Annotated in this window: 21 protein-coding genes and 1 tRNA gene; 12 read left to right on the top strand and 10 right to left on the bottom strand. The window is 68.1% G+C overall.

The genetic code is table 11. The annotated features are described in order from the left end of the window. Positions 1 to 47: 47 nt before the first annotated feature. Positions 48 to 133 (bottom strand) — tRNA-Leu (locus BR47_RS0102955). A gap of 74 nt (positions 134 to 207) precedes the next feature. Between BR47_RS0102955 and BR47_RS0102950 the strand changes: the two genes are divergently transcribed. The 3 genes from BR47_RS0102950 to BR47_RS0102940 all read left to right on the top strand — a co-directional run bounded on the left by BR47_RS0102950 (position 208) and on the right by BR47_RS0102940 (position 3564). Beyond that, positions 208 to 1536, top strand: a complete 1329-nt coding sequence (locus BR47_RS0102950) for a M20/M25/M40 family metallo-hydrolase (protein ID WP_020103649.1) — start codon at positions 208 to 210, stop codon at positions 1534 to 1536. A gap of 28 nt (positions 1537 to 1564) precedes the next feature. Continuing rightward, a complete protein-coding gene (locus BR47_RS0102945) occupies positions 1565 to 2089 on the top strand; it encodes a YbhB/YbcL family Raf kinase inhibitor-like protein (RefSeq protein ID WP_020103650.1) in 525 nt (174 codons plus the stop codon). A gap of 119 nt (positions 2090 to 2208) precedes the next feature. Beyond that, complete coding sequence (locus BR47_RS0102940) at positions 2209 to 3564, top strand: hypothetical protein (protein WP_020103651.1); 1356 nt, start codon at positions 2209 to 2211, stop codon at positions 3562 to 3564. On the opposite strand, the gene BR47_RS0102935 is transcribed toward BR47_RS0102940, so the two are convergent. Both BR47_RS0102935 and BR47_RS0102930 read right to left on the bottom strand, forming a co-directional pair. Beyond that, on the bottom strand, positions 3542 to 5011 hold the full coding sequence (locus BR47_RS0102935) for a WS/DGAT/MGAT family O-acyltransferase (protein WP_020103652.1): 1470 nt from the start codon (positions 5009 to 5011) through the stop codon (positions 3542 to 3544). The two genes, BR47_RS0102940 and BR47_RS0102935, sit on opposite strands and share 23 nt — an antisense overlap. A 31-nt stretch (positions 5012 to 5042) precedes the next feature. After that, positions 5043 to 5594 carry a 2,4'-dihydroxyacetophenone dioxygenase family protein gene (locus tag BR47_RS0102930; protein WP_020103653.1) on the bottom strand — a complete coding sequence of 184 codons (552 nt, stop codon included), beginning with the start codon at positions 5592 to 5594 and terminating at the stop codon, positions 5043 to 5045. A gap of 107 nt (positions 5595 to 5701) precedes the next feature. Between BR47_RS0102930 and BR47_RS0102925 the strand changes: the two genes are divergently transcribed. Next, entirely contained in the window at positions 5702 to 6778 is a 1077-nt protein-coding gene (locus tag BR47_RS0102925) for an AraC family transcriptional regulator (protein ID WP_036426547.1), read from the top strand. Here the strand turns inward: BR47_RS0102925 and BR47_RS0102920 are convergent. The 3 genes from BR47_RS0102920 to BR47_RS0102910 are packed head-to-tail and all read right to left on the bottom strand — an operon-like array spanning position 6703 to position 9123. Further along, entirely contained in the window at positions 6703 to 7761 is a 1059-nt protein-coding gene (locus BR47_RS0102920; protein ID WP_020103655.1) for a quinone-dependent dihydroorotate dehydrogenase, read from the bottom strand. The genes BR47_RS0102925 and BR47_RS0102920 overlap by 76 nt on opposite strands. A 10-nt stretch (positions 7762 to 7771) precedes the next feature. After that, positions 7772 to 8071, bottom strand: coding sequence for a DUF5703 family protein (locus BR47_RS29525; RefSeq protein ID WP_051634568.1), 300 nt, complete (start codon positions 8069 to 8071; stop codon positions 7772 to 7774). Further along, a complete protein-coding gene (locus BR47_RS0102910; RefSeq protein WP_051634567.1) occupies positions 8071 to 9123 on the bottom strand; it encodes a YncE family protein in 1053 nt (350 codons plus the stop codon). The genes BR47_RS29525 and BR47_RS0102910 overlap by 1 nt, the downstream gene beginning before the upstream one ends. 128 nt (positions 9124 to 9251) lie before the next feature. On the opposite strand from BR47_RS0102910, the gene BR47_RS0102905 reads away from it, so the two are divergent. The 6 genes from BR47_RS0102905 (at position 9252) to BR47_RS0102880 (ending at position 13342) form a co-directional block, all read left to right on the top strand. Continuing rightward, entirely contained in the window at positions 9252 to 9563 is a 312-nt protein-coding gene (locus tag BR47_RS0102905; RefSeq protein WP_029105734.1) for a hypothetical protein, read from the top strand. A gap of 53 nt (positions 9564 to 9616) precedes the next feature. Next, positions 9617 to 10447 carry an undecaprenyl-diphosphate phosphatase gene (locus tag BR47_RS0102900; RefSeq protein ID WP_020103659.1) on the top strand — a complete coding sequence of 277 codons (831 nt, stop codon included), beginning with the start codon at positions 9617 to 9619 and terminating at the stop codon, positions 10445 to 10447. A gap of 16 nt (positions 10448 to 10463) precedes the next feature. Beyond that, positions 10464 to 11183, top strand: a complete 720-nt coding sequence (locus tag BR47_RS0102895) for a histidine phosphatase family protein (protein ID WP_020103660.1) — start codon at positions 10464 to 10466, stop codon at positions 11181 to 11183. Positions 11184 to 11212: 29 nt separating this feature from the next. Continuing rightward, positions 11213 to 11806: a DUF3090 domain-containing protein gene (locus BR47_RS0102890; protein WP_020103661.1), complete on the top strand. Its 594-nt coding sequence runs from the start codon at positions 11213 to 11215 to the stop codon at positions 11804 to 11806. Continuing rightward, positions 11793 to 12608, top strand: a complete 816-nt coding sequence (locus BR47_RS0102885) for an SCO1664 family protein (protein WP_029118524.1) — start codon at positions 11793 to 11795, stop codon at positions 12606 to 12608. The genes BR47_RS0102890 and BR47_RS0102885 overlap by 14 nt, the downstream gene beginning before the upstream one ends. Before the next feature lie 68 nt (positions 12609 to 12676). Then, positions 12677 to 13342: a GNAT family N-acetyltransferase gene (locus tag BR47_RS0102880; RefSeq protein WP_020103663.1), complete on the top strand. Its 666-nt coding sequence runs from the start codon at positions 12677 to 12679 to the stop codon at positions 13340 to 13342. Between the two features lie 64 nt (positions 13343 to 13406). Here BR47_RS0102880 and BR47_RS0102875 read toward each other — a convergent pair whose 3' ends face one another. Continuing rightward, positions 13407 to 13664, bottom strand: a complete 258-nt coding sequence (locus BR47_RS0102875) for a hypothetical protein (protein ID WP_020103664.1) — start codon at positions 13662 to 13664, stop codon at positions 13407 to 13409. A gap of 136 nt (positions 13665 to 13800) precedes the next feature. Here BR47_RS0102875 and BR47_RS0102870 point away from each other — a divergent pair, with 136 nt between their 5' ends. Next, on the top strand, positions 13801 to 14586 hold the full coding sequence (locus BR47_RS0102870) for a 3'(2'),5'-bisphosphate nucleotidase CysQ (RefSeq protein WP_029118523.1): 786 nt from the start codon (positions 13801 to 13803) through the stop codon (positions 14584 to 14586). Here BR47_RS0102870 and BR47_RS29520 read toward each other — a convergent pair. From BR47_RS29520 to uraD, 3 genes are read right to left on the bottom strand one after another with little or no spacing between them, the layout of a single operon-like run. Further along, positions 14516 to 15379, bottom strand: a complete 864-nt coding sequence (locus tag BR47_RS29520; protein WP_081831171.1) for a MurR/RpiR family transcriptional regulator — start codon at positions 15377 to 15379, stop codon at positions 14516 to 14518. The two genes, BR47_RS0102870 and BR47_RS29520, sit on opposite strands and share 71 nt — an antisense overlap. After that, complete coding sequence (gene uraH, locus BR47_RS0102860; RefSeq protein WP_029118522.1) at positions 15379 to 15708, bottom strand: hydroxyisourate hydrolase; 330 nt, start codon at positions 15706 to 15708, stop codon at positions 15379 to 15381. Before uraH ends, BR47_RS29520 begins: the two co-directional genes overlap by 1 nt. Next, positions 15705 to 16193 (bottom strand): 2-oxo-4-hydroxy-4-carboxy-5-ureidoimidazoline decarboxylase, encoded by a 489-nt coding sequence (uraD, locus tag BR47_RS0102855; RefSeq protein ID WP_029118521.1) that lies wholly within the window; start codon positions 16191 to 16193, stop codon positions 15705 to 15707. The genes uraH and uraD overlap by 4 nt, the downstream gene beginning before the upstream one ends. Before the next feature lie 202 nt (positions 16194 to 16395). On the opposite strand from uraD, the gene pucL reads away from it, so the two are divergent. Then, positions 16396 to 17298 carry a factor-independent urate hydroxylase gene (gene pucL, locus BR47_RS0102850; protein WP_029118520.1) on the top strand — a complete coding sequence of 301 codons (903 nt, stop codon included), beginning with the start codon at positions 16396 to 16398 and terminating at the stop codon, positions 17296 to 17298. The last annotated feature ends 2 nt before the right edge of the window (positions 17299 to 17300 follow it).

The raw sequence follows: 17300 nt of genomic DNA, 5'->3' as shown, positions 1-17300 counted from the left end.
CCGGGGTTTCTGTCGCTGGTGTGTGATCGCGGCTGAGCCGCTCAGTGTGTCCGAGGGGGGACTTGAACCCCCACGCCCGTTAATAGGGCACTAGCACCTCAAGCTAGCGCGTCTGCCATTCCGCCACTCGGACCTGCCCTGCCGTCTGGCCGGGCAGCTTAGGCTAACGGATCGAGGTGCTCAGTCCAAAACCGAGGTGGTACGAATGTGACTGTGACTGCGCCCGAAGACGAAGTCGTTGAGCTCGTCAGCTCGCTCATCCGGTTCGATACGTCCAATACCGGGGAGCCGGAGACCACAAATGGCGAGGCCGAATGTGCCCGCTGGGTGGCCACTCAGCTCGAAGAGGTGGGGTACGAAACGGAGTATGTCGAAACGGCGCCCGGCCGCGGCAACGTCTTCACGCGGCTGCCCGGCGCCGACCCCAACCGCGGCGCGCTGCTGATCCACGGCCACCTCGACGTCGTCCCCGCCGAGCCCGCCGACTGGAGCGTGCACCCGTTCTCCGGCGCGGTGAAGGACGGCTACGTGTGGGGCCGCGGCGCGGTCGACATGAAGGACATGTGCGGCATGATGATCGCCGTCGCGCGGCATCTGAAACGCAACAACATCGTGCCGCCGAGAGAGCTGGTGTTCGCTTTCGTCTCCGACGAGGAGCACGGCGGCACCTACGGCTGCCAGTGGCTCGTCGACCACCGGCCCGACCTGTTCGACGGCATCACCGAGGCCATCGGCGAGGTCGGCGGCTTCTCGCTGACGGTCCCGACCAAGGCGGGCGGCGAACGCCGCCTGTACCTCATCGAGACGGCCGAGAAGGGCCTGTCCTGGATGCGGCTGACGGCCCGCGGCCGGGCCGGGCACGGCTCGATGGTGCACGACGACAACGCCGTCACCGAGATCGCCGAAGCCGTCGCCAAACTGGGCCGGCACCAGTTCCCCCTGGTCCTGTCCGAGTCGGTCGAGCAGTTCCTGGCCGCGGTGTCGGAAGAGACCGGCTACGACCTCGACCCGACCTCGCCGGACCTGGAAGGCAGCATCGCCAAGCTGGGTGGCATCGCGCGCATCGTCGGCGCCACTCTGCGTGACACCGCGAACCCCACGATGCTCAAGGCCGGCTACAAGGCCAACGTCATTCCGGCCACCGCCGAGGCCATGGTCGACTGCCGTGTCCTGCCGGGGCGCAAGGAGGCCTTCGAGCGTGAACTCGACGCGCTGCTCGGCCCCAACATCACCCGCACCTGGGAGCGGGACCTGCCGAGCGTGGAGACCACCTTCGACGGCGACCTCGTCGACGCGATGAACGCCGCGATCCTGGCCGTCGACCCCGACGCCCGCACGGTGCCCTACATGATGTCGGGCGGCACCGACGCGAAAGCGTTTGTCCGCCTGGGCATCCGGTGCTTCGGCTTCGCCCCGCTGCGGCTGCCGCCCGAGCTGGATTTCGCCGCGCTGTTCCACGGGGTCGACGAGCGCGTCCCTGTGGACGCACTACAGTTCGGCGCCAAGGTCCTCGAACACTTCCTGACGCACTGCTGACAGCTCTGCCCGCCATCGAAAGGACATCATGACCGCTTCGCCGTATGACAACCTGCCGCAGCTGCCGACCTTCACCCTGACCTCGACGTCGCTGACCGACGGCGGCCCGCTGGCCAACGCCCAGGTCAGTGGCATCTTCGGCGCCGGGGGAGAAGACGTCTCGCCGCAGCTGAGCTGGTCGGGCTTCCCGGCCGAGACGCGCAGCTTCGCCGTCACCGTCTACGACCCCGACGCCCCGACCGCGTCGGGCTTCTGGCACTGGGCCGTCGCCAACCTGCCCGCCGACGTCACCGAGCTGCCCGAGGACGCGGGCAACGGCGACGCGCTGCCCGGCGGCGCTATCACCCTGGCCAACGACGCGAGCCTCAAGCGCTTCTTGGGCGCCGCCCCGCCGGCCGGCCACGGCCCGCACCGGTACTACATCGCGGTGCACGCGCTGCCCGTCGAGAAGCTCGACATCCCCGAGGACGCCACCCCGGCGTTCCTGGGCTTCAACCTGTTCATGCAGGCGATCGCGCGGGCCGTCGTCCACGGCACGTACGAGCAGAAGTAGCCCGGCCGGTCGGGTCGCGACTGCTCGCGGCCCGACCTACCATCAGACCGAGGTCGGTGGCAGCGACGCTCACCGAGCCTGAAGCGAGGGGGCCATCCGCTTTGTCCACATCTGCGCCGGTGAGTAAGCGCGCGGCACCGACGGATCAGGACCGCCTCGACTACATCGACCAGGCGACCTTCCTGTCGTACCGGGCCAGCGGGCGGGTCCAGGTCGGCATGGCGCTGTGGTTCTACGAGGGCCCGGTGGATCTCGACGGGTTGCGCCGCTTCAACGAGAACTTCGGCAAGGGCTTGGTGGCGCGGTATATCGAGCGGTCGCCGGTCCCGTTCGGCCGGCATCGCTGGGTGGCCGCAACGGGCGCCCCACGCCCGATCGACATTGCCGAAACAGCTTGTCCGCGTTCCGAACTGAGCGACTGGCTGGAGGCGCGGTCACGCATCCCGATTGATCCGGAGCATGGGCCGGGCTGGCATCTCGGCGTGCAGCCCTTCACCGACGGCTCGACGGCGGTCGCGATGGTGTTGTCGCACTGCCTCATCGACGGCACCGGATCGGTCGTCGCGTTCATGGACGCGGTCCTCGGCAACGAACGCGATCTCGGTTACGGGCAGCCGCACTCGCGCAGCCGGTGGCAGGCGATCCGTTCCGACCTGCGCCAGACGCTGCGGGACCTGCCCGAAGTGCGCCGCACGATCGCCGTGGCCGCCAAGCTCGCCTACCAGCGACGCGGTGAGATGACGGCAGCGCCGGCGACAGTGGATGCGACGGGCGGCGACGAGATCGTGCACGTGCCGTTCGCCTCCGCCAACATCGACATCGGCCATTTCGACGCGCGCGCCGCCGAGCTCGGCGGCAACAGTTATTCGCTGGTCTCGGCGTTCGCCACGCGCCTCGGTGTGCGGATGGGTCGCCAGCGTGCGCGGGACGGCGCCATCTCGTTGATGGTCGCCATCAACGACCGCACGTCCTTCGAAGACACCCGGGCCAACGCGATGACGTTCACGACGTTCACCGTCGACCCCGCACTGGCGACGACGGACCTGACCGAACTCCGCGGCGAGATCCGCGCCGCCCTGCGCCGGGCCCGGGAGGAGCCGGACGAGTCCTTCCAGCTGCTGCCGCTGACGCCGTTCATCCCACGGCGCGCGGTCCGTCACACCGCGGCCATGGTGCTCGGCGAGCTACCGGTCACCTGCTCCAACGTGGGTGACGTACCGGAGCTGGTCGGCCGCATCGACGGGACGCACCAGGCCGATTTCGTGAACTGCTGGGGCGTCGAGCAGAACGTGAAGAAGGCGGACATCGAGCAGCCCGGTGGTCTACTCGTGGTGACGGCCCTACGTCACAACGGCAAGGTCACCCTGGGCATCGTCGGGTACCAGGTCGGTGCCGAGAACACCAAGGCCGTCCTGCGCGACCACGTGCAGCAGACCCTGGACGAACTCGGCGTCACGCCGACGGTCGTCTACTGATCGCCGCAGTCAGGTCTGACAGGGAGGCGCGCACCGCGTCGAGCAACGGCCACGGGTCGTCGAGTTGATCGCGGTCGACGACGATGCCGATCGACAGCTCTTGGCGGTAGCTGAACACCGTGATGTTCAGCCCGACTCCGTGCAGTACGCCGGAGATCGGAAACTGCGAAAGCTGTTCGGCGCCTGCGCAGTACAGCGTCGTGGGGGAACCGGGCACGTTGGAGATCGCGGCGTTCACGGCCGGCTGCAGGAACGCTGCCCCGTGGCGCAACGCCGTGCCGGTGGCGCGGGCGAACAGCGCCGGCGGGATGAGGTCGTTGGCGTCTTCCAACAGGGACGCCGGCAGTGCCTGGTGACGCAGTTTCGCTGCGGTCATGGTGGCCTGCGCCCGGTGTAGCCGCTCGACGGGATCGGCCTCATCGGTCGGCAGTTCGGCCATCATGACCGTGACCCGGTTACCGAACGTGCCGGTTTGCTCAGGGGTGCGGACGGACACGGGCACGAACGACAGCAGTGGTCCGTCCGGCAGTTCGCCTTCGTCGGCCAACCACGACCGCAACCCCGACGCGCACATCGCCATCACGACGTCGTTGATGCTGCATCCGAAGTGATCCTTGACGGCTTTCACCTCAGCCAGTGACACCGAACCGAACGCCACACTTCGGCGCGGCGAGATCGCGGTCTGGAACCGCGTGCGCGGTGCGACGAGTTCGGTGCCTTCGGCTGTGTTCGTGCGCTCCAGGATCGCCTTGGCGGACCGGCTGTGCCGCGCCACCGTGCTGACGCCGGGCACACCTCGCAGCGTGGGCACCTCGTCGAGGTGAGGCAGCGCACGCACCGCGGCGCGAATGGACCGTGCGGGGTATCGGCACATGTTGGTCAACCCGCGGCCGAGAAGTTCGGCCTGGGACGGCCGGTGCTGCGGTTCCACGCTGTGGGGAGCCACCACTGGCTGTCCTTCCACGGTGTCATCGAGCAGCACCCGCAGCACCTCGGCGCCCGAGACGCCGTCGACCGCGGCGTGGTGCATCTTGATCAGCAGTGCCACGGAGTCGTCGGCCAGTCCGCTGATCACGTGGATCTCCCACAACGGCCGTGACCGATCCAGGGGCCTCGCGATGATCTCGGCGACGTGGTCGGCGAGCCGGCGATCGTCACCCGGTGCCCACAGCGCGGATTCCTGTACGTGATAGGTGACATCGACGTCGTCTGCGTCGACCCAGTACGGGTGGTCGAGGTCGAATGGCACCCTGACGAGTCGCCAGCGGAACGGCGGCAGGAGCGGCAACCGCTCGGCCACGAGGTCCCGGATCACCTCGGCGGTCAGCCGGCGGCCGTCTGCGGTGTACGGCGCGTAGGTGCTCAGCACGCTGACGTGGCCGTGTGCGCGCCCGTCCTCCATCGCCAGGAACTGGGCATCGAGGCTGGTCAATTTCCGGAAGGTCATGGCCGGTCCTTTCAGGGTCTCGGCTTGTGGATCAGGATTTGGCGACGCCGGCGGCGCCACCGTGGACGAAGACGGGTTTGGTGCCTTGAGCTGCGGACACTGTCTCGGTCAGGTAGTGCAGGGACACCGCGTCGAGGATCGAGTGGAACGTGCCGTCCTCGTTGAAGTTGACATTCGCGCCGTCGACCCAGATGAGCGCGACGGTGTCCTCGGTGTTGTCCTCAGGCGTGTAGAAGGTGTGGACGGAGCCGCCGGGTTCGTAGAGGTAGGAGCCGGCCGTCTGGGGCTGGTCGGGGTATTCGCGGTAAAGCCAGCAGCCCTGCATGGTGTACACCTGCGCGGGTCCGGTGTGGTAGTGGATTTGCAGGCCGACGCCCGGGGCCATCCTGGCGAGGATGACGTACTCGCCACGTTCGGTGTCCAGTCGCAGGGGGTGGAAGCTCATGCCCGGGCCGAGGGCGTCCTTCAGCAGCGAGGTCTCGGCGAGGTTGACGCTCAGCAGTTCACCCTGCGGCAGCGCGACCAGCGGAAGAGGAGCGCCGCTGCGGGTGGTGACCATTTCGGGGGAGGCGATGGCGGTCATTTTCGGGCCTTTCGATGTCGGGTGGCTTCGGTTGGTATGCATCGATTCTGCGGTGCGCCGGAGTCCAATACTTGACATCAAATGACAATTTCTTGACAGTAGACGACATGCCATTTGTGCGCGGCACGTCGTTGCAGGGCTTCCTGGAACTCGTCCGGGAACTCGGAAAAGACCCCGCGCCCCTGCTCGCCCTGAGCCACATTCCGATCGAGGCGGTCGGTGACCAGGACAGCTTCATCAACTACCGCAGCGTCGTCACCACGCTGGAGACTGCGGCCACGATGACGGCGACGCCCGACTTCGGCAGGCAGCTGGCGCTGCGCCAGGGCCTGGATATCCTCGGCCCGGTTGGGATCGCCGCCCGGACCGCGGCGACCGTCGGTGCCGCGTTCGAGGCCATCGACCAGTACATGTCCGTTTACAGCCCGGCTCTGACGGCGACCATCGACGCGCAGCCGGCGGCACGCCATGCCCGGTTCGACTGGCGCCTCGCGGTACCCCGCTCCATCGCGCACCGGCAGGCGGCCGAGCTAGCCCTCGGCGTCTCGCTGCGGGTGTTCCGGCTGCTGACAGGTCCCGACTTCACGCCGGCGGCGGTGCACTTCCGACACGAACCGCTGACCAGCCCGCAGAACTACGCCGAGTATTTCGGGTGCCCGGTGCGTTTTGCTCAGCCCGACAACGGTTTTCGCTTCCCGAGGTCGGTGCTTGCCCGGCCGCTGGCGGCCGACGCCGCGGTGCACGACGTCGTGCGGGACTACCTGAACACGATCGCGGTACCGGCCGATTCGCAGATCGCCGAACCGGTGCGGCTGCTGATCCGCCGGATGCTGCCCACCGGGGGCCTGACCCTCGACCTGGTCGCGCAGCATCTTGCGGTGCATCCGCGCACCCTGCAGCGGCAACTGGAGACGCAGGCCACGTCGTTTGCCGCACTCGTCGACCAGGTGCGCCGCGAGGAGGCCGACCGCTATCTCCGCAGCACCGACATCCCGTTGGGACAGCTGGCGGGGTTGCTCGGCTACAGCGAGCAGAGCGTGCTGTCGCGATCGAGCCAACGCTGGTTCGGCACCTCGGCGTCAGCGCATCGGCGCTCAGCCGTGCGCGATCAGGCTCCCGAACCAACCGCGTCGGCCAGCGACGCGAACCCGCCGGCCTTGAGCTTCGCCGCCACGCCGTCGTGAATGTGCTTGGCCCACAGGCCACCGCCGTAGATGAAGCCGGTGTAGCCCTGCACCAGCGAGGCACCGGCGAGGATGCGCTCCCAGGCGTCGTCGGCGGTCTCGATGCCGCCGACGCTGATCAGCACCAGCTGATCGCCGACGCGCTTGTGCAGCCGCCGCAGGATCTCGAGCGACCGCGCGGCCACCGGGGCGCCGGACACGCCACCGGCACCGAGCTCGGCCACGCCGGGGGTCCGCAGCCCTTCGCGGGAAATCGTGGTGTTGGTCGCGACGATGCCCGCCAGCCCCAATTCGACGGCCAGGTCGGCGATTTCGTCGACGTCGTCATCGGACAGGTCGGGCGCGATCTTCACCAGCACGGGCTTGGTGGTCTCGGCGCGCACGGCGGCCAGGATGGGCCGCAGCGACGCCACGGCCTGCAGGTCACGCAGCCCGGGCGTGTTCGGCGAGCTGACATTCACCACCACGAAATCGGCGAGCGGCCCGCACAGCCGGGCGCTCTCGGCGTAGTCGTCGACGGCACGCTCGGGCGGGGTGACCTTGGTCTTGCCGATGTTCACGCCGATCGGCACGGTGGACTGGCTGCGGGTCAGCCGGATGGCGAGCTCGCCGGCCCCATGGTTGTTGAAGCCCATGCGGTTCAGCAGGGCGCGGTCCTCGGGCAGCCGGAACAGCCGCGGCGCCGGATTACCCGGCTGCGCCTGCGCCGTCACGGTGCCCACCTCGGCGTAGCCGAAACCCAGTGGGCCCCAAGCGTTGATGCCGCTGCCGTTCTTGTCGAAGCCGGCCGCCAGGCCCACCGGGCCCGGGAACGTCACGCCGAACACCGTCGTCTCCAGCACCGGGTCCGACGGGGCGAGCCACTTCGCCAGCAAGCGGCGGCTGACGGCCAACCCGGTCGCGACACGCAGTAGCGCGAACACCCAGGTATGGATCCGTTCCGGAGACACCAGGAAGAACACCCAGCGCAGGGCGCGATACATCAACGGCTCCTCACATCGACGGCTGTTCGGGCGCCAACCTATCGGGCAGCCGTTCCGGAGCTTCGCCCGCCCTGGAACCATTTCCCGTCGCTTCGCTCGCCCTGATCTTGCGGCGGCGCAGCAGCACGCGGCGCGAACCGTCGGTATAGAGGCGCACCCGGGTCAGTTCCCACCCGCGATATTCGGCCTCGATCGACAATCGGGTGGATGCCGTCAGCCTGGTCACCTCCGGGGGCAACCGGAGCGGAATCCATTCGTAGTCGTCGGACAAGTCCTCCGCCCACGCTGCCGGCATCCGCCCCCGCTGCATCAGTGGCCGCCCGACCCCGGCCCCGCGGCGGCGTTCGCGATCACCTGGACCCCGGCGCCCGACCCCGACACCACGAACAAGGTGCCGGTGCGATCGTCGAAGGACAGGACGTCGGGCTGCTGCACGGTGCGATATCGGACTTTCTCGACAGGGATACCAGTCGAAAGATCGTAACCAACCACGCTGTTTGTCGCGGTCTGTGAAACCCAGGCGAGTTTCGACGATCCGACGATGCCGTACGGCGCGCCCCGCACCGGCGCCTGCTGGCGAAGCATGAGCGGCGTCGTCCCGAAGACCAGCAGGCCGTCGCCGCGGGTGTCGGCCACCAGCACGCGACCGGCGGGGTCGGCGGCCAGCGTGGTGGCGCCCTCACCGGCGCGCAGCGCCTGGGCGACGTCGGTGCCGTCGGCGTTCACCTCGGTCACGGACGTCTGCCCGCGGTCCAGGACCACGACGGTATTGCCTTGCGCGGCAAGCCCGTCCACGCGGGCGAAGGCCTTCATCCGGGACCGCACGGCGCTGCCGTCGACGATCAGGACCGCGCCGTCGGCAGTCCCCAGCGCCAGTTTCCCGTCGGCCCGCCGGGCGATCGAGGTGAAGTCGGTATTCGACTGGCCGTCCACCGCGACGGCTTGCACCGCGCGCTTGCCGATGTCGAACCGCAGGTAGCCGCCACGGGTGGATAGGAACGCCGTGCCCGCGCCGTCGCCCGTCACACCCGTCGCGGCCGTCGGCAGCACCACCGGCGGGGTGCCGGGGACCGTCACCACCGGACGCCCGGTGCCGTCGGTGCCGAGCACCACGAGCGACGATGTCGCCGCGTCGAAGCTGGCGCCCGTGCCAGGGCCGGGAAGGAGGTGGACGACGCCGTCGGGGGCGGCGGTGACCGCAGGCGATACCGCGGCACGTGCGGGGGAGATGGTGGGCGGCGGCGTCTCGGCCGGATGCGACGAGCAGGCCGCCAACGCGCCGATGGCCAGCGCGGCCGTCGCGAATCTTGTTATGTTCGCCCCATATTCACGCAGCCGACAATTAATGGGATGGTGATCCATTGACACAGGCTGTCTTTCGGTTCGGCGAACGGCGGGGGATCCGTAATTACAAGCTTAGGCAAATATATTGGCGTCAATTATCTGCTTCCGGCGGGTACGTCACGTACCGGAGGGGTATGGTCGGAGGCATGAGCATTGCCACCGACGGCGATCTGGCCAACGGTAATTTTGCTATCGAAGACCTTTCCACAGGTCTGCGGGCCAGCGGGTTTGGCCAAGTTGGCGACGGCCGGAGTTTTTCGTTTCGCCTGGACGACAAGCGTGTGCTGATTGTGGAGATTTACCGCCCGCGTCTGTCCGGGCCGGTGCCGCAGGAAGAGGACGTCGTCGCGGTGTCCTCGCGAAGCCTGGCGCACGTCGACGTGCACGACGAGCGCAGTCTGGCCGCCGCCGTCCGTGACGCCGTCGCCGACGCACAACCGGTGCAGCGCAACCACTAACGCCTGCGTCCGCCGCTCACGGTACGGTCGTCGGCGTGACTGACGTGGCAGCCATGAGCTGGTGGCAGACGATCGTGCTGGCTGTCCTGCAGGGGCTCACCGAATTTCTGCCGGTGTCGTCGTCGGGCCATCTCGCCATCGCCTCCCGCCTCTTCTTCGCCGGTGACGCCGGCGCTTCGTTCACCGCGGTCACCCAGCTGGGGACCGAAGCCGCCGTGCTGATCTATTTCGCCAAGGACATCTGGCGCATCCTCACCGCCTGGTTCGGCGGGCTGACCGACGCCGCCCGCCGCACCGCCGACTACTGGCTGGGTTGGTGGGTCATCATCGGCACCATTCCGATCTGCGTGCTGGGACTGCTCTTCAAAGACCAGATCCGTTCCGGCGCCCGCAATCTCTGGGTCATCGCCACCGCGATGATCGTCTTCTCCGCAGTCATCGCCCTCGCCGAGTACGTCGGCAAGCAGACCCGCGACGTCGAGCAGCTGACGTGGAAGGACAGCGTCATCGTCGGCCTGGCGCAGTGCCTGGCGCTGGTGCCGGGAGTGTCGCGCTCCGGCGCGACGATCAGCGCCGGCCTGTTCCTCGGCATGAACCGTGAGCTGGCGGCGCGCTTCGGCTTCCTGCTCGCCATCCCGGCGGTGCTGGCCTCCGGGCTGTTCTCGCTGCCCGACGCCTTCAAGCCCGTCACCGAAGGCATGAGCGCCACCGGCGCGCAGCTGGCCGTCGCCATCGCGATCGCGTTCGTGGTCGGCTACGCCGCGGTGTCCTGGTTCCTGAAATTCCTGGTGCGGCACAGCATGTACTGGTTCGTCGGCTACCGCGTCGTGCTCGGCGTGACGGTGCTGGCGCTGCTCGGTACCGGGGTGGTGGCCGCACAGTGACACTCGAGGGGACCAGATGACCGTCATCCTGCTGCGGCACGGGCGCTCGACGTCCAACACCGCGCACACCCTGGCCGGCCGGTCCGAGGGCGTCGACCTCGACGACAAGGGCCGCGCCCAGGCCGAGGGGGTCGTCGCCCGAATCGGCGAACTGCCGGTCAAGGCCATCGTCCGGTCGCCGCTGCTGCGCTGCCAGAACACCGTCGCCCCACTGGCCGCGGCGCTCGGTATCGAACCGCGCGTCGACGACCGGCTGACCGAGGTCGACTACGGCGGCTGGACCGGCCGCAAGATCGCCGAACTGGTCAAAGAACCGCTGTGGCCCGTCATCCAGCAGCAGCCCAGCGCAGCGGTGTTCCCGGACGGTGAGGGGCTGGCACAGGTGCAGTCCCGCGCCGTCGCGGCGGTCCGCGAGATCGACCGTGCGCTGGCGCAGGAACACGACGGCGACACGCTGTGGATCGCCTGCACCCACGGCGACGTCATCAAGGCGGTCCTGGCCGACGCTCTCGGCGTCCACCTCGACGGGTTCCAGCGGATCGTCGCCGACCCGGCCTCGATGAGCGTCATCCGCTACACGCCGCACCGGCCGTTCGTCCTGCACGTCAACCACACCGGCACGGATCTCAGCTCGTCGCTGCGCCCGCAGCCCGAGCAGCCCAAATCCGACGAAGCCGGCAAGCCCGACGATGCCGTCCCGACACACGACGCAACCGTCGGCGGCTCGACCGATTAGACCGGTGAACCGGTATTTTGAAAGGTGCCATGGCTCGCGCAATTCACGTCTTCCGATCTCCCGACCGCTTCGTGGCCGGGACCGTTGGGCAGCCTGGTAACCGGACGTTCTACCTGCAGGCCGTGCACGAGCAGCGGGTCGTCTCGGTCATGCTGGAGAAGCAGCAAGTCGCGGTCCTGGCCGAACGCATCTCCGCGCTGCTGGTCGAGATCAACCGCCGGTTCGGTACGCCGATCCCGCCCGACACCGGCGAGGTGACCGACCTCAACCCGCTCGTCATGCCCGTGGACGCCGAATTCCGGGTCGGCACCATGGGTCTCGGCTGGGACTCCGAAGCGCAGACCGTCGTGGTGGAACTGCTGGCCGTCACCGACTCGGAGTTCGACGCCTCCGTCGTGCTCGACGATGCCGAGGAAGGCCCCGACGCCGTGCGGGTGTTCCTGAGTCCGCAGTCGGCGCGGGACTTCGCGAACCGCTCGAACCGGGTGATCTCCGCCGGCCGGCCGCCGTGCCCGCTGTGCGAGGAGCCGCTCGACCCCGAGGGCCATATCTGCGTGCGCACCAACGGATATCGGCGCGGCATGCTGGATGCCGACGGTGATGAGCCGGATGACGCCTCCTGACGCGCAGCAGGTTCTGCAGCGCGGTGCGCTGACGGCGCTCGGGCGCATCAGGTCGGCCAGCAACGCGACGTTCCTGTGCGAGGCCGAGCTCGACGGCGCCCTGCTGCATTGCGTGTACAAGCCGATCTCCGGGGAGGCGCCGCTGTGGGACTTCCCCGATGGCACTTTGGCCGGACGGGAGCTGGCGGCCTACCTGGTGTCTGCCGCCCTGGGCTGGGACCTGGTGCCGCACACCATCATTCGTGACGGACCGGCGGGCCCGGGCATGGTGCAGCGCTGGGTCGACCAGCCCGGTGACGCGCTCAGTGAGACCGAGCCCCCGCCCGGCCCGGACCTCGTCGACCTCGTTCCCGCCGGCCGGGTGCCGGCGGGATACCTGCCGATCCTGCGGGCCTACGACCACAAGGGTGACGAAGTGGTGCTGGTGCACGCCGACGACGCCCGGTTGCACCGGCTGGCGGTTTTCGACGTGCTGATCAACAACGCCGACCGCAAGGGTGGGCACGTGCTGGCCGGCGCCGACGGCCAGGTGTACGGCGTCGACCACGGCGTGAGCCTGCACGCCGAGGACAAGCTGCGGACCGTGCTGTGGGGCTGGGCCGGAAAACCGATCGACGACGACATGCTCGGTGCGGTCGCCGCATTGCGGGACACCCTGCGCGACGGCCTCGCCGCGACGCTGGCACCGCACCTCACCCGGCACGAGATCGCCGCGTTGCAAGCGAGAGTTGTTGAGCTGCTTGACAATCCGATCATGCCCAGCCCGGATCGGCACCGGCCGATCCCGTGGCCGGCCTTTTGATCGCAGTTTGCACACAGGTAACCGATTTACGCCGCCCTACCGCTCAGTAGTGCTCTAGGCTCGTCGGCATGACCGACCACGACAAGGCCGCAGCCCGCCGCGAGATCACCGATGCCCTCCAGAAAGCACTGGACCGCCGGCACGAGGTGCTGGACGTCATCGTCGAAGCCGACAACAAGGCCGCCGCCGTTGACGCCATCGCCACGCTGCTCGGCACCTCGCATGCCGGCGGCGAGCAGGTCATGGCGATGTCCTTCGATCTGCTGACCAAGGACGCCCGCAAGCGCATCGCCGACGAGCTCGAAGATCTGAACAGCCAGCTGTCTTTCACGGTGAAAGACCGCCCCGCCAGCTTCGGGGACAACCTGTCGCTGCGCCCGTTCTCCGGTGCCGACGACCGCGACATCTTCGCCACCCGCACCGCCGATGTCGGTGCTTCCGGTGACGGCTCGGGCCGTGCCGCCGGCGACCTGGACGACGAGATCAAGGCCGCTCTCGGCCGCGTCAACGCCGAGGAAGCGGTGTGGTTCGTCGCCGAGGAAGACGGCGCCAAGGTCGGCATGGTGTTCGGTGAACTGGTCGGCGGCGAGGTCAACGTCCGGATCTGGGTCCACCCGGAATACCGCCACCGTGGCTACGGCACCGCGGCGCTGCGCCGGTCGCGGTCGGAGATGGCATCGTACTTCCCGGCCGTGCCCATGGTCGTCCGCGCTCCGGGAGCCACCCCGAGTTAGGCTGTGCCGCAACGGAAAAGGGCTCCGGGAATCTCCCGGAGCCCTTTTCGTGCCTGTGGGCGGCTCAGCCGGAGTACGGCTTGGCCTTCACCGGCGGGGAAGCGACGGTGACGGGCTCGACGCTGCTGGGTGTCGTCGGAGTGGCGGTCGCGCCCATGTTGATATCGGCGACCGTCGGCTGGGTGTATTCGCCGGAACTCGAGCCGTGACCCGACGAGGCGACGGGCGTGTTGTCCGGCGCAGGTGCGTTGGTCACGCCGAGTACGCCCATCGTCACTGCTGCGGCGATGCCCACGAATCCGAATGTCTTCGCCACCTTCATGACGTCCTCCTTAATGACTACTCGGTAAATAGTTGTTCGAAATGTTATGAGGCCTATTTCGGCAGGACCTGCCAGCAGCCTGCAACGTGCCTGTGAATAGGCGATTTCGGCTGTGACCTTGCCCTCGGCGATACTCATGGGCATGGCGGACAGCGAGCGCAGTGATGTCACGCTGGCCGCCGAGGTCGCGCAGGAGGCAGGGGAGTTCCTGCTGTCGGTCCGCGACCGGCTCGGCTCCCACGATCCGTACACCCTCGGCGCGGCAGGCGACCGGCACGCCAACACGCTGATTCTCGACCGGCTGCGCACGGCGCGCCCCGACGACGCCATCCTGTCGGAGGAGGCCGCCGACGACCTCGTCCGGCTCCGCTCGGACCGGGTGTGGATCGTCGACCCGGTCGACGGCACCCGCGAGTTCGGGCGGGGCCGGCCGGACTGGGCCGTCCACATCGCGCTGTGGCAGCGCAACGGCACCCCGCACGGGTCCATTACCGACGCGGCTGTCGCGCTACCCGCGCACGGCGAGGTGCACCGCACCGACACGGTGACCGGACCGCCGCCGCGTCGTCCCGGCCCCATTCGCGTCGCCACCAGTACCTACCGGCCGCCGGCCATCGTCTGGTGGCTGCGCGATGTGCTCGACATGGAGCTCGTCGGCATCGGCTCGGCCGGCGCCAAGGCCATGGCCGTGGTGCGCGGCGACGTCGACGCCTACGTGCACGCCGGCGGGCAGTGGGAATGGGATTCGGCGGCACCGGCCGGCGTGGTGCAGGCGGCGGGGCTGTTCGCGTCGCGCCTGGACGGCTCGCCGCTGCGGTACAACCGGCCCGACCCCTACCTGCCGGACTTCGTCATGTGCCGCCCGGAGTTCGCCGACTCGTTGCTCGAGGCGGTGCGCCAAGTGACTCGTGGACCGAGTTGACGCGGTCGATGCGCTGTGCGCCGTCAGGCGTGAGGGCAAGGACGCGATCGGAGAGAACGGCAACGAGGCTCATCACCGCAGCGTGGCTGTCGAACGCGCCGGGGGAGACGTTGGGGCATTCGAGCCACCACGTGGAGCGTGGCGCGAGCGCACGCAGTTGGTCATCGGCGAAGAGCGCCAACGGAATTCGCGACTCGCGAGCCCAGTCGACGAGTTCTCTGGCCCACCGGCCGTGGCGCCGGAACGACATCGCGATGACGAGGTCCCGCTCATCGAAGTCCGCGATGTCCTCGGCGACGGACTGACCCGAACTGGGCGCCAGCCAGGTGTCGGGCCGGATTTGTGCGAGGTTCAGCCTCAGCACGGTTGCCGCGGCCAGGCTGCTCCGGTAGCCGCAGACGGCGACGCGACGGGAAGTGGCGATCTTCTCTGCGACAGCCTCGACCACCGCCTCATCCAGCAGCGCATGCATGGCGTGCAGGTTCGCGATGTCCTGCGAGATGATGGCGCTGACGTCGGGCGCGCGCTCGATGGCGACGGGCACACCTGATCGCCGCAGGGCACGCAGGTGCTCACGCATGGCGTCGAAGTTGCTGAATTCCAGGGCGCGCACCAGCCGGGAGAACGTCGCCTTCGAGACGTCGGCCATGGTGGCGAGTTCGCTGGCGCGATAGGTACCGGCATCGCCCGCATGCGCGAGCAGCACATCGGCAGCGCGGCGTTCCTGCGGGCTAAGGGACGCATAGCAATTCGCGATTCTCGCCTCCAGCGAGTCCGGCTCGTCCGCGCGCATTAGCTGCCCCTGTACGTGGTGTACGCGAACGGGCTGAGCAACAGCGCGACGTGCGTATGGCCCGCTCCGACCGTGACGTGCACGTCGACGGCGGGGTAGAACGTCTCCCGACCTGCACTCGCGAACCAGGCGCCCGTCGCGAAATGCAGTAGGTAGTCACCGGGATTCAGTGGGACGTCCCAACGAATTCGGCCGTCATCGTCAGTGTGTGCGGTCGCCACCTGCTCGTTCATTCGGCTCAGGACGACCTCGAGATCCGCGGCGGGTTTCCCGCGGGCGGCGTCGAGCACATGAGTGGACAGGGATGTCTCCGTGGCCGGCGATGTCATGGCGTCACCCTTTCTGCCAGGCGGAGCAGTGCGATCTCACGAAGCTGGCCGATGGCGATGGCGGCTTCCTCCTCGCGGTCGAGTGACAGCCGATACCGCAGGGCGTCATAGATGTCGGCAGCGCTGCGGCCCTTCGCGCGGATGAGGAAGATGCGCCCGAACTTCGCTTCATAGTCCGCGTTGGCCCTGGCCATCGTTGTCGCAAGCGCGTCGGGCATGGCCGGCTGTTCGCCGCGCGAGAGGCCGGACTCGACCGATGTTCCGTCGGCTCGTTCACCGATGCGCGGGTGTTGTGCCAGTGCCTGGTCCAGGTTGTCGACGCTCCAGTCGGCGGCGGCGCGCGCGGCCGTCGACTCGAGTTCACCGATGGTCGCAAAAGGCCGCGCGGCGACAACCGCGCTGAGCCAGGACGCAATATCGGCGCAGGGACGCAGCACCTCTTCGGCTTCCTCAGGCAACGCAGCGTTGAAGGTCTGAAGATCCATGGACTGAATCTAGCGTTGCAGCAAAGATTCGCCCTGACGAGATTGTTACGATCCGTTTACGTCCAGGTCCAGGCCATTCCGGCCATCTGTGGGGCGGAAACACCGTCACACGGTTGAAACGAAATGGTGACGCCACAACAAAAACTGAAACGTACGTTGCAGCGGTAAGCCGTTTCAACGTGCGTCAGGGGAAATCGTGGCAGTGGGTGACATCGTCCTCGGGTCGAATCAGTACGGCAAGGCGGAGAACCGCCTCGTGCGCATCGTCCGGGACACCCCCGTACATCGCATCATCGATCTGAACGTCACCTCGCAGTTGCGGGGCGATTTCAGCGCATGCCACTACGCGGGTGACAACTCGCACGTCGTCGCGACCGACACGCAGAAGAACACCGTCTACGCCTACGCGAAAGAAGTGGGCGTCAAGTCGCCCGAGGATTTCCTGATCGCCCTGGGCCGGCACTTCGTCGGTGATTTCGAGTGGGTCACCGGAGGCCGTTGGGAGGCAGAGGAATACGCGTGGGAGCGAATCGTCGTCGACGGCAAGCCGCACGACCACTCGTTTGTGCGGGCCGGCAAGTTCGTCCGGACGACGGTCGTCCAGATGGCCGGCGACACGACGTGGGTGGTGTCCGGCATCAAGGACTGCGTCGTGCTCAAGTCGACCGGATCGGAGTTCCACGGCTTCCCCCGCGACAAATACACCACGCTCGTCGAGACCGACGACCGCATCATGGCCACGTCCATCACGGCATGGTGGCGCTACCTGAGCACTGACACCGACCTCGACTTCAACGCGCTGCACGAGGCCATCACCGAGGTCGTGCTCGCCACGTTCGCCGGCGTCCACTCGCTCGCGTTGCAACAGACGCTGTTCGAGATCGGCAAGGCGATCCTCGAGAAGTTCGACGTGGTTGCCGAAGTGAAGTTGTCGTGCCCCAACAAGCACCACTTCGTCGTCGACCTCAGCCCGTTCGGTCTGGAGAACCCGAACGAGGTCTTCTACGCCGCCGACCGGCCGTACGGCTTGATCCAGGCCACCATCACCCGCGAAGGCGCGGAGCAGGCGCTGGAGGCGTGGGCCACGATTCCAGGTTTCTGTTGAGC

This window comes from Mycobacterium sp. UNC410CL29Cvi84, assembly GCF_000686745.1.
Classification (GTDB): Bacteria; Actinomycetota; Actinomycetes; order Mycobacteriales; family Mycobacteriaceae; genus Mycobacterium; species Mycobacterium mucogenicum_B.
Note: the sequence above shows the minus strand (reverse complement) of the source record. Positions and strands in the feature narration are given on the sequence as shown.

Excerpts from the sequence above, each read along its gene's own strand:
- BR47_RS0102925 (WP_036426547.1), top strand. The coding sequence starts at position 5,702 with ATGCCATTTGTGCGCGGCACGTCGTTGCAGGGCTTCCTGGAACTCGTC.
- BR47_RS0102870 (WP_029118523.1), top strand. The coding sequence starts at position 13,801 with ATGGGCATGGCGGACAGCGAGCGCAGTGATGTCACGCTGGCCGCCGAG.
- BR47_RS0102895 (WP_020103660.1), top strand. The coding sequence starts at position 10,464 with ATGACCGTCATCCTGCTGCGGCACGGGCGCTCGACGTCCAACACCGCG.
- BR47_RS0102930 (WP_020103653.1), bottom strand. The coding sequence starts at position 5,594 with ATGACCGCCATCGCCTCCCCCGAAATGGTCACCACCCGCAGCGGCGCT.
- BR47_RS0102945 (WP_020103650.1), top strand. The coding sequence starts at position 1,565 with ATGACCGCTTCGCCGTATGACAACCTGCCGCAGCTGCCGACCTTCACC.
- BR47_RS0102900 (WP_020103659.1), top strand. The coding sequence starts at position 9,617 with ATGAGCTGGTGGCAGACGATCGTGCTGGCTGTCCTGCAGGGGCTCACC.
- BR47_RS0102920 (WP_020103655.1), bottom strand. The coding sequence starts at position 7,761 with ATGTATCGCGCCCTGCGCTGGGTGTTCTTCCTGGTGTCTCCGGAACGG.
- BR47_RS0102890 (WP_020103661.1), top strand. The coding sequence starts at position 11,213 with ATGGCTCGCGCAATTCACGTCTTCCGATCTCCCGACCGCTTCGTGGCC.
- BR47_RS0102880 (WP_020103663.1), top strand. The coding sequence starts at position 12,677 with ATGACCGACCACGACAAGGCCGCAGCCCGCCGCGAGATCACCGATGCC.
- uraD (WP_029118521.1), bottom strand. The coding sequence starts at position 16,193 with ATGGATCTTCAGACCTTCAACGCTGCGTTGCCTGAGGAAGCCGAAGAG.
- uraH (WP_029118522.1), bottom strand. The coding sequence starts at position 15,708 with ATGACATCGCCGGCCACGGAGACATCCCTGTCCACTCATGTGCTCGAC.
- BR47_RS29525 (WP_051634568.1), bottom strand. The coding sequence starts at position 8,071 with ATGCAGCGGGGGCGGATGCCGGCAGCGTGGGCGGAGGACTTGTCCGAC.
- BR47_RS0102935 (WP_020103652.1), bottom strand. The coding sequence starts at position 5,011 with ATGACCTTCCGGAAATTGACCAGCCTCGATGCCCAGTTCCTGGCGATG.
- BR47_RS29520 (WP_081831171.1), bottom strand. The coding sequence starts at position 15,379 with ATGCGCGCGGACGAGCCGGACTCGCTGGAGGCGAGAATCGCGAATTGC.
- BR47_RS0102875 (WP_020103664.1), bottom strand. The coding sequence starts at position 13,664 with ATGAAGGTGGCGAAGACATTCGGATTCGTGGGCATCGCCGCAGCAGTG.
- BR47_RS0102885 (WP_029118524.1), top strand. The coding sequence starts at position 11,793 with ATGACGCCTCCTGACGCGCAGCAGGTTCTGCAGCGCGGTGCGCTGACG.
- BR47_RS0102910 (WP_051634567.1), bottom strand. The coding sequence starts at position 9,123 with ATGGATCACCATCCCATTAATTGTCGGCTGCGTGAATATGGGGCGAAC.
- BR47_RS0102905 (WP_029105734.1), top strand. The coding sequence starts at position 9,252 with ATGAGCATTGCCACCGACGGCGATCTGGCCAACGGTAATTTTGCTATC.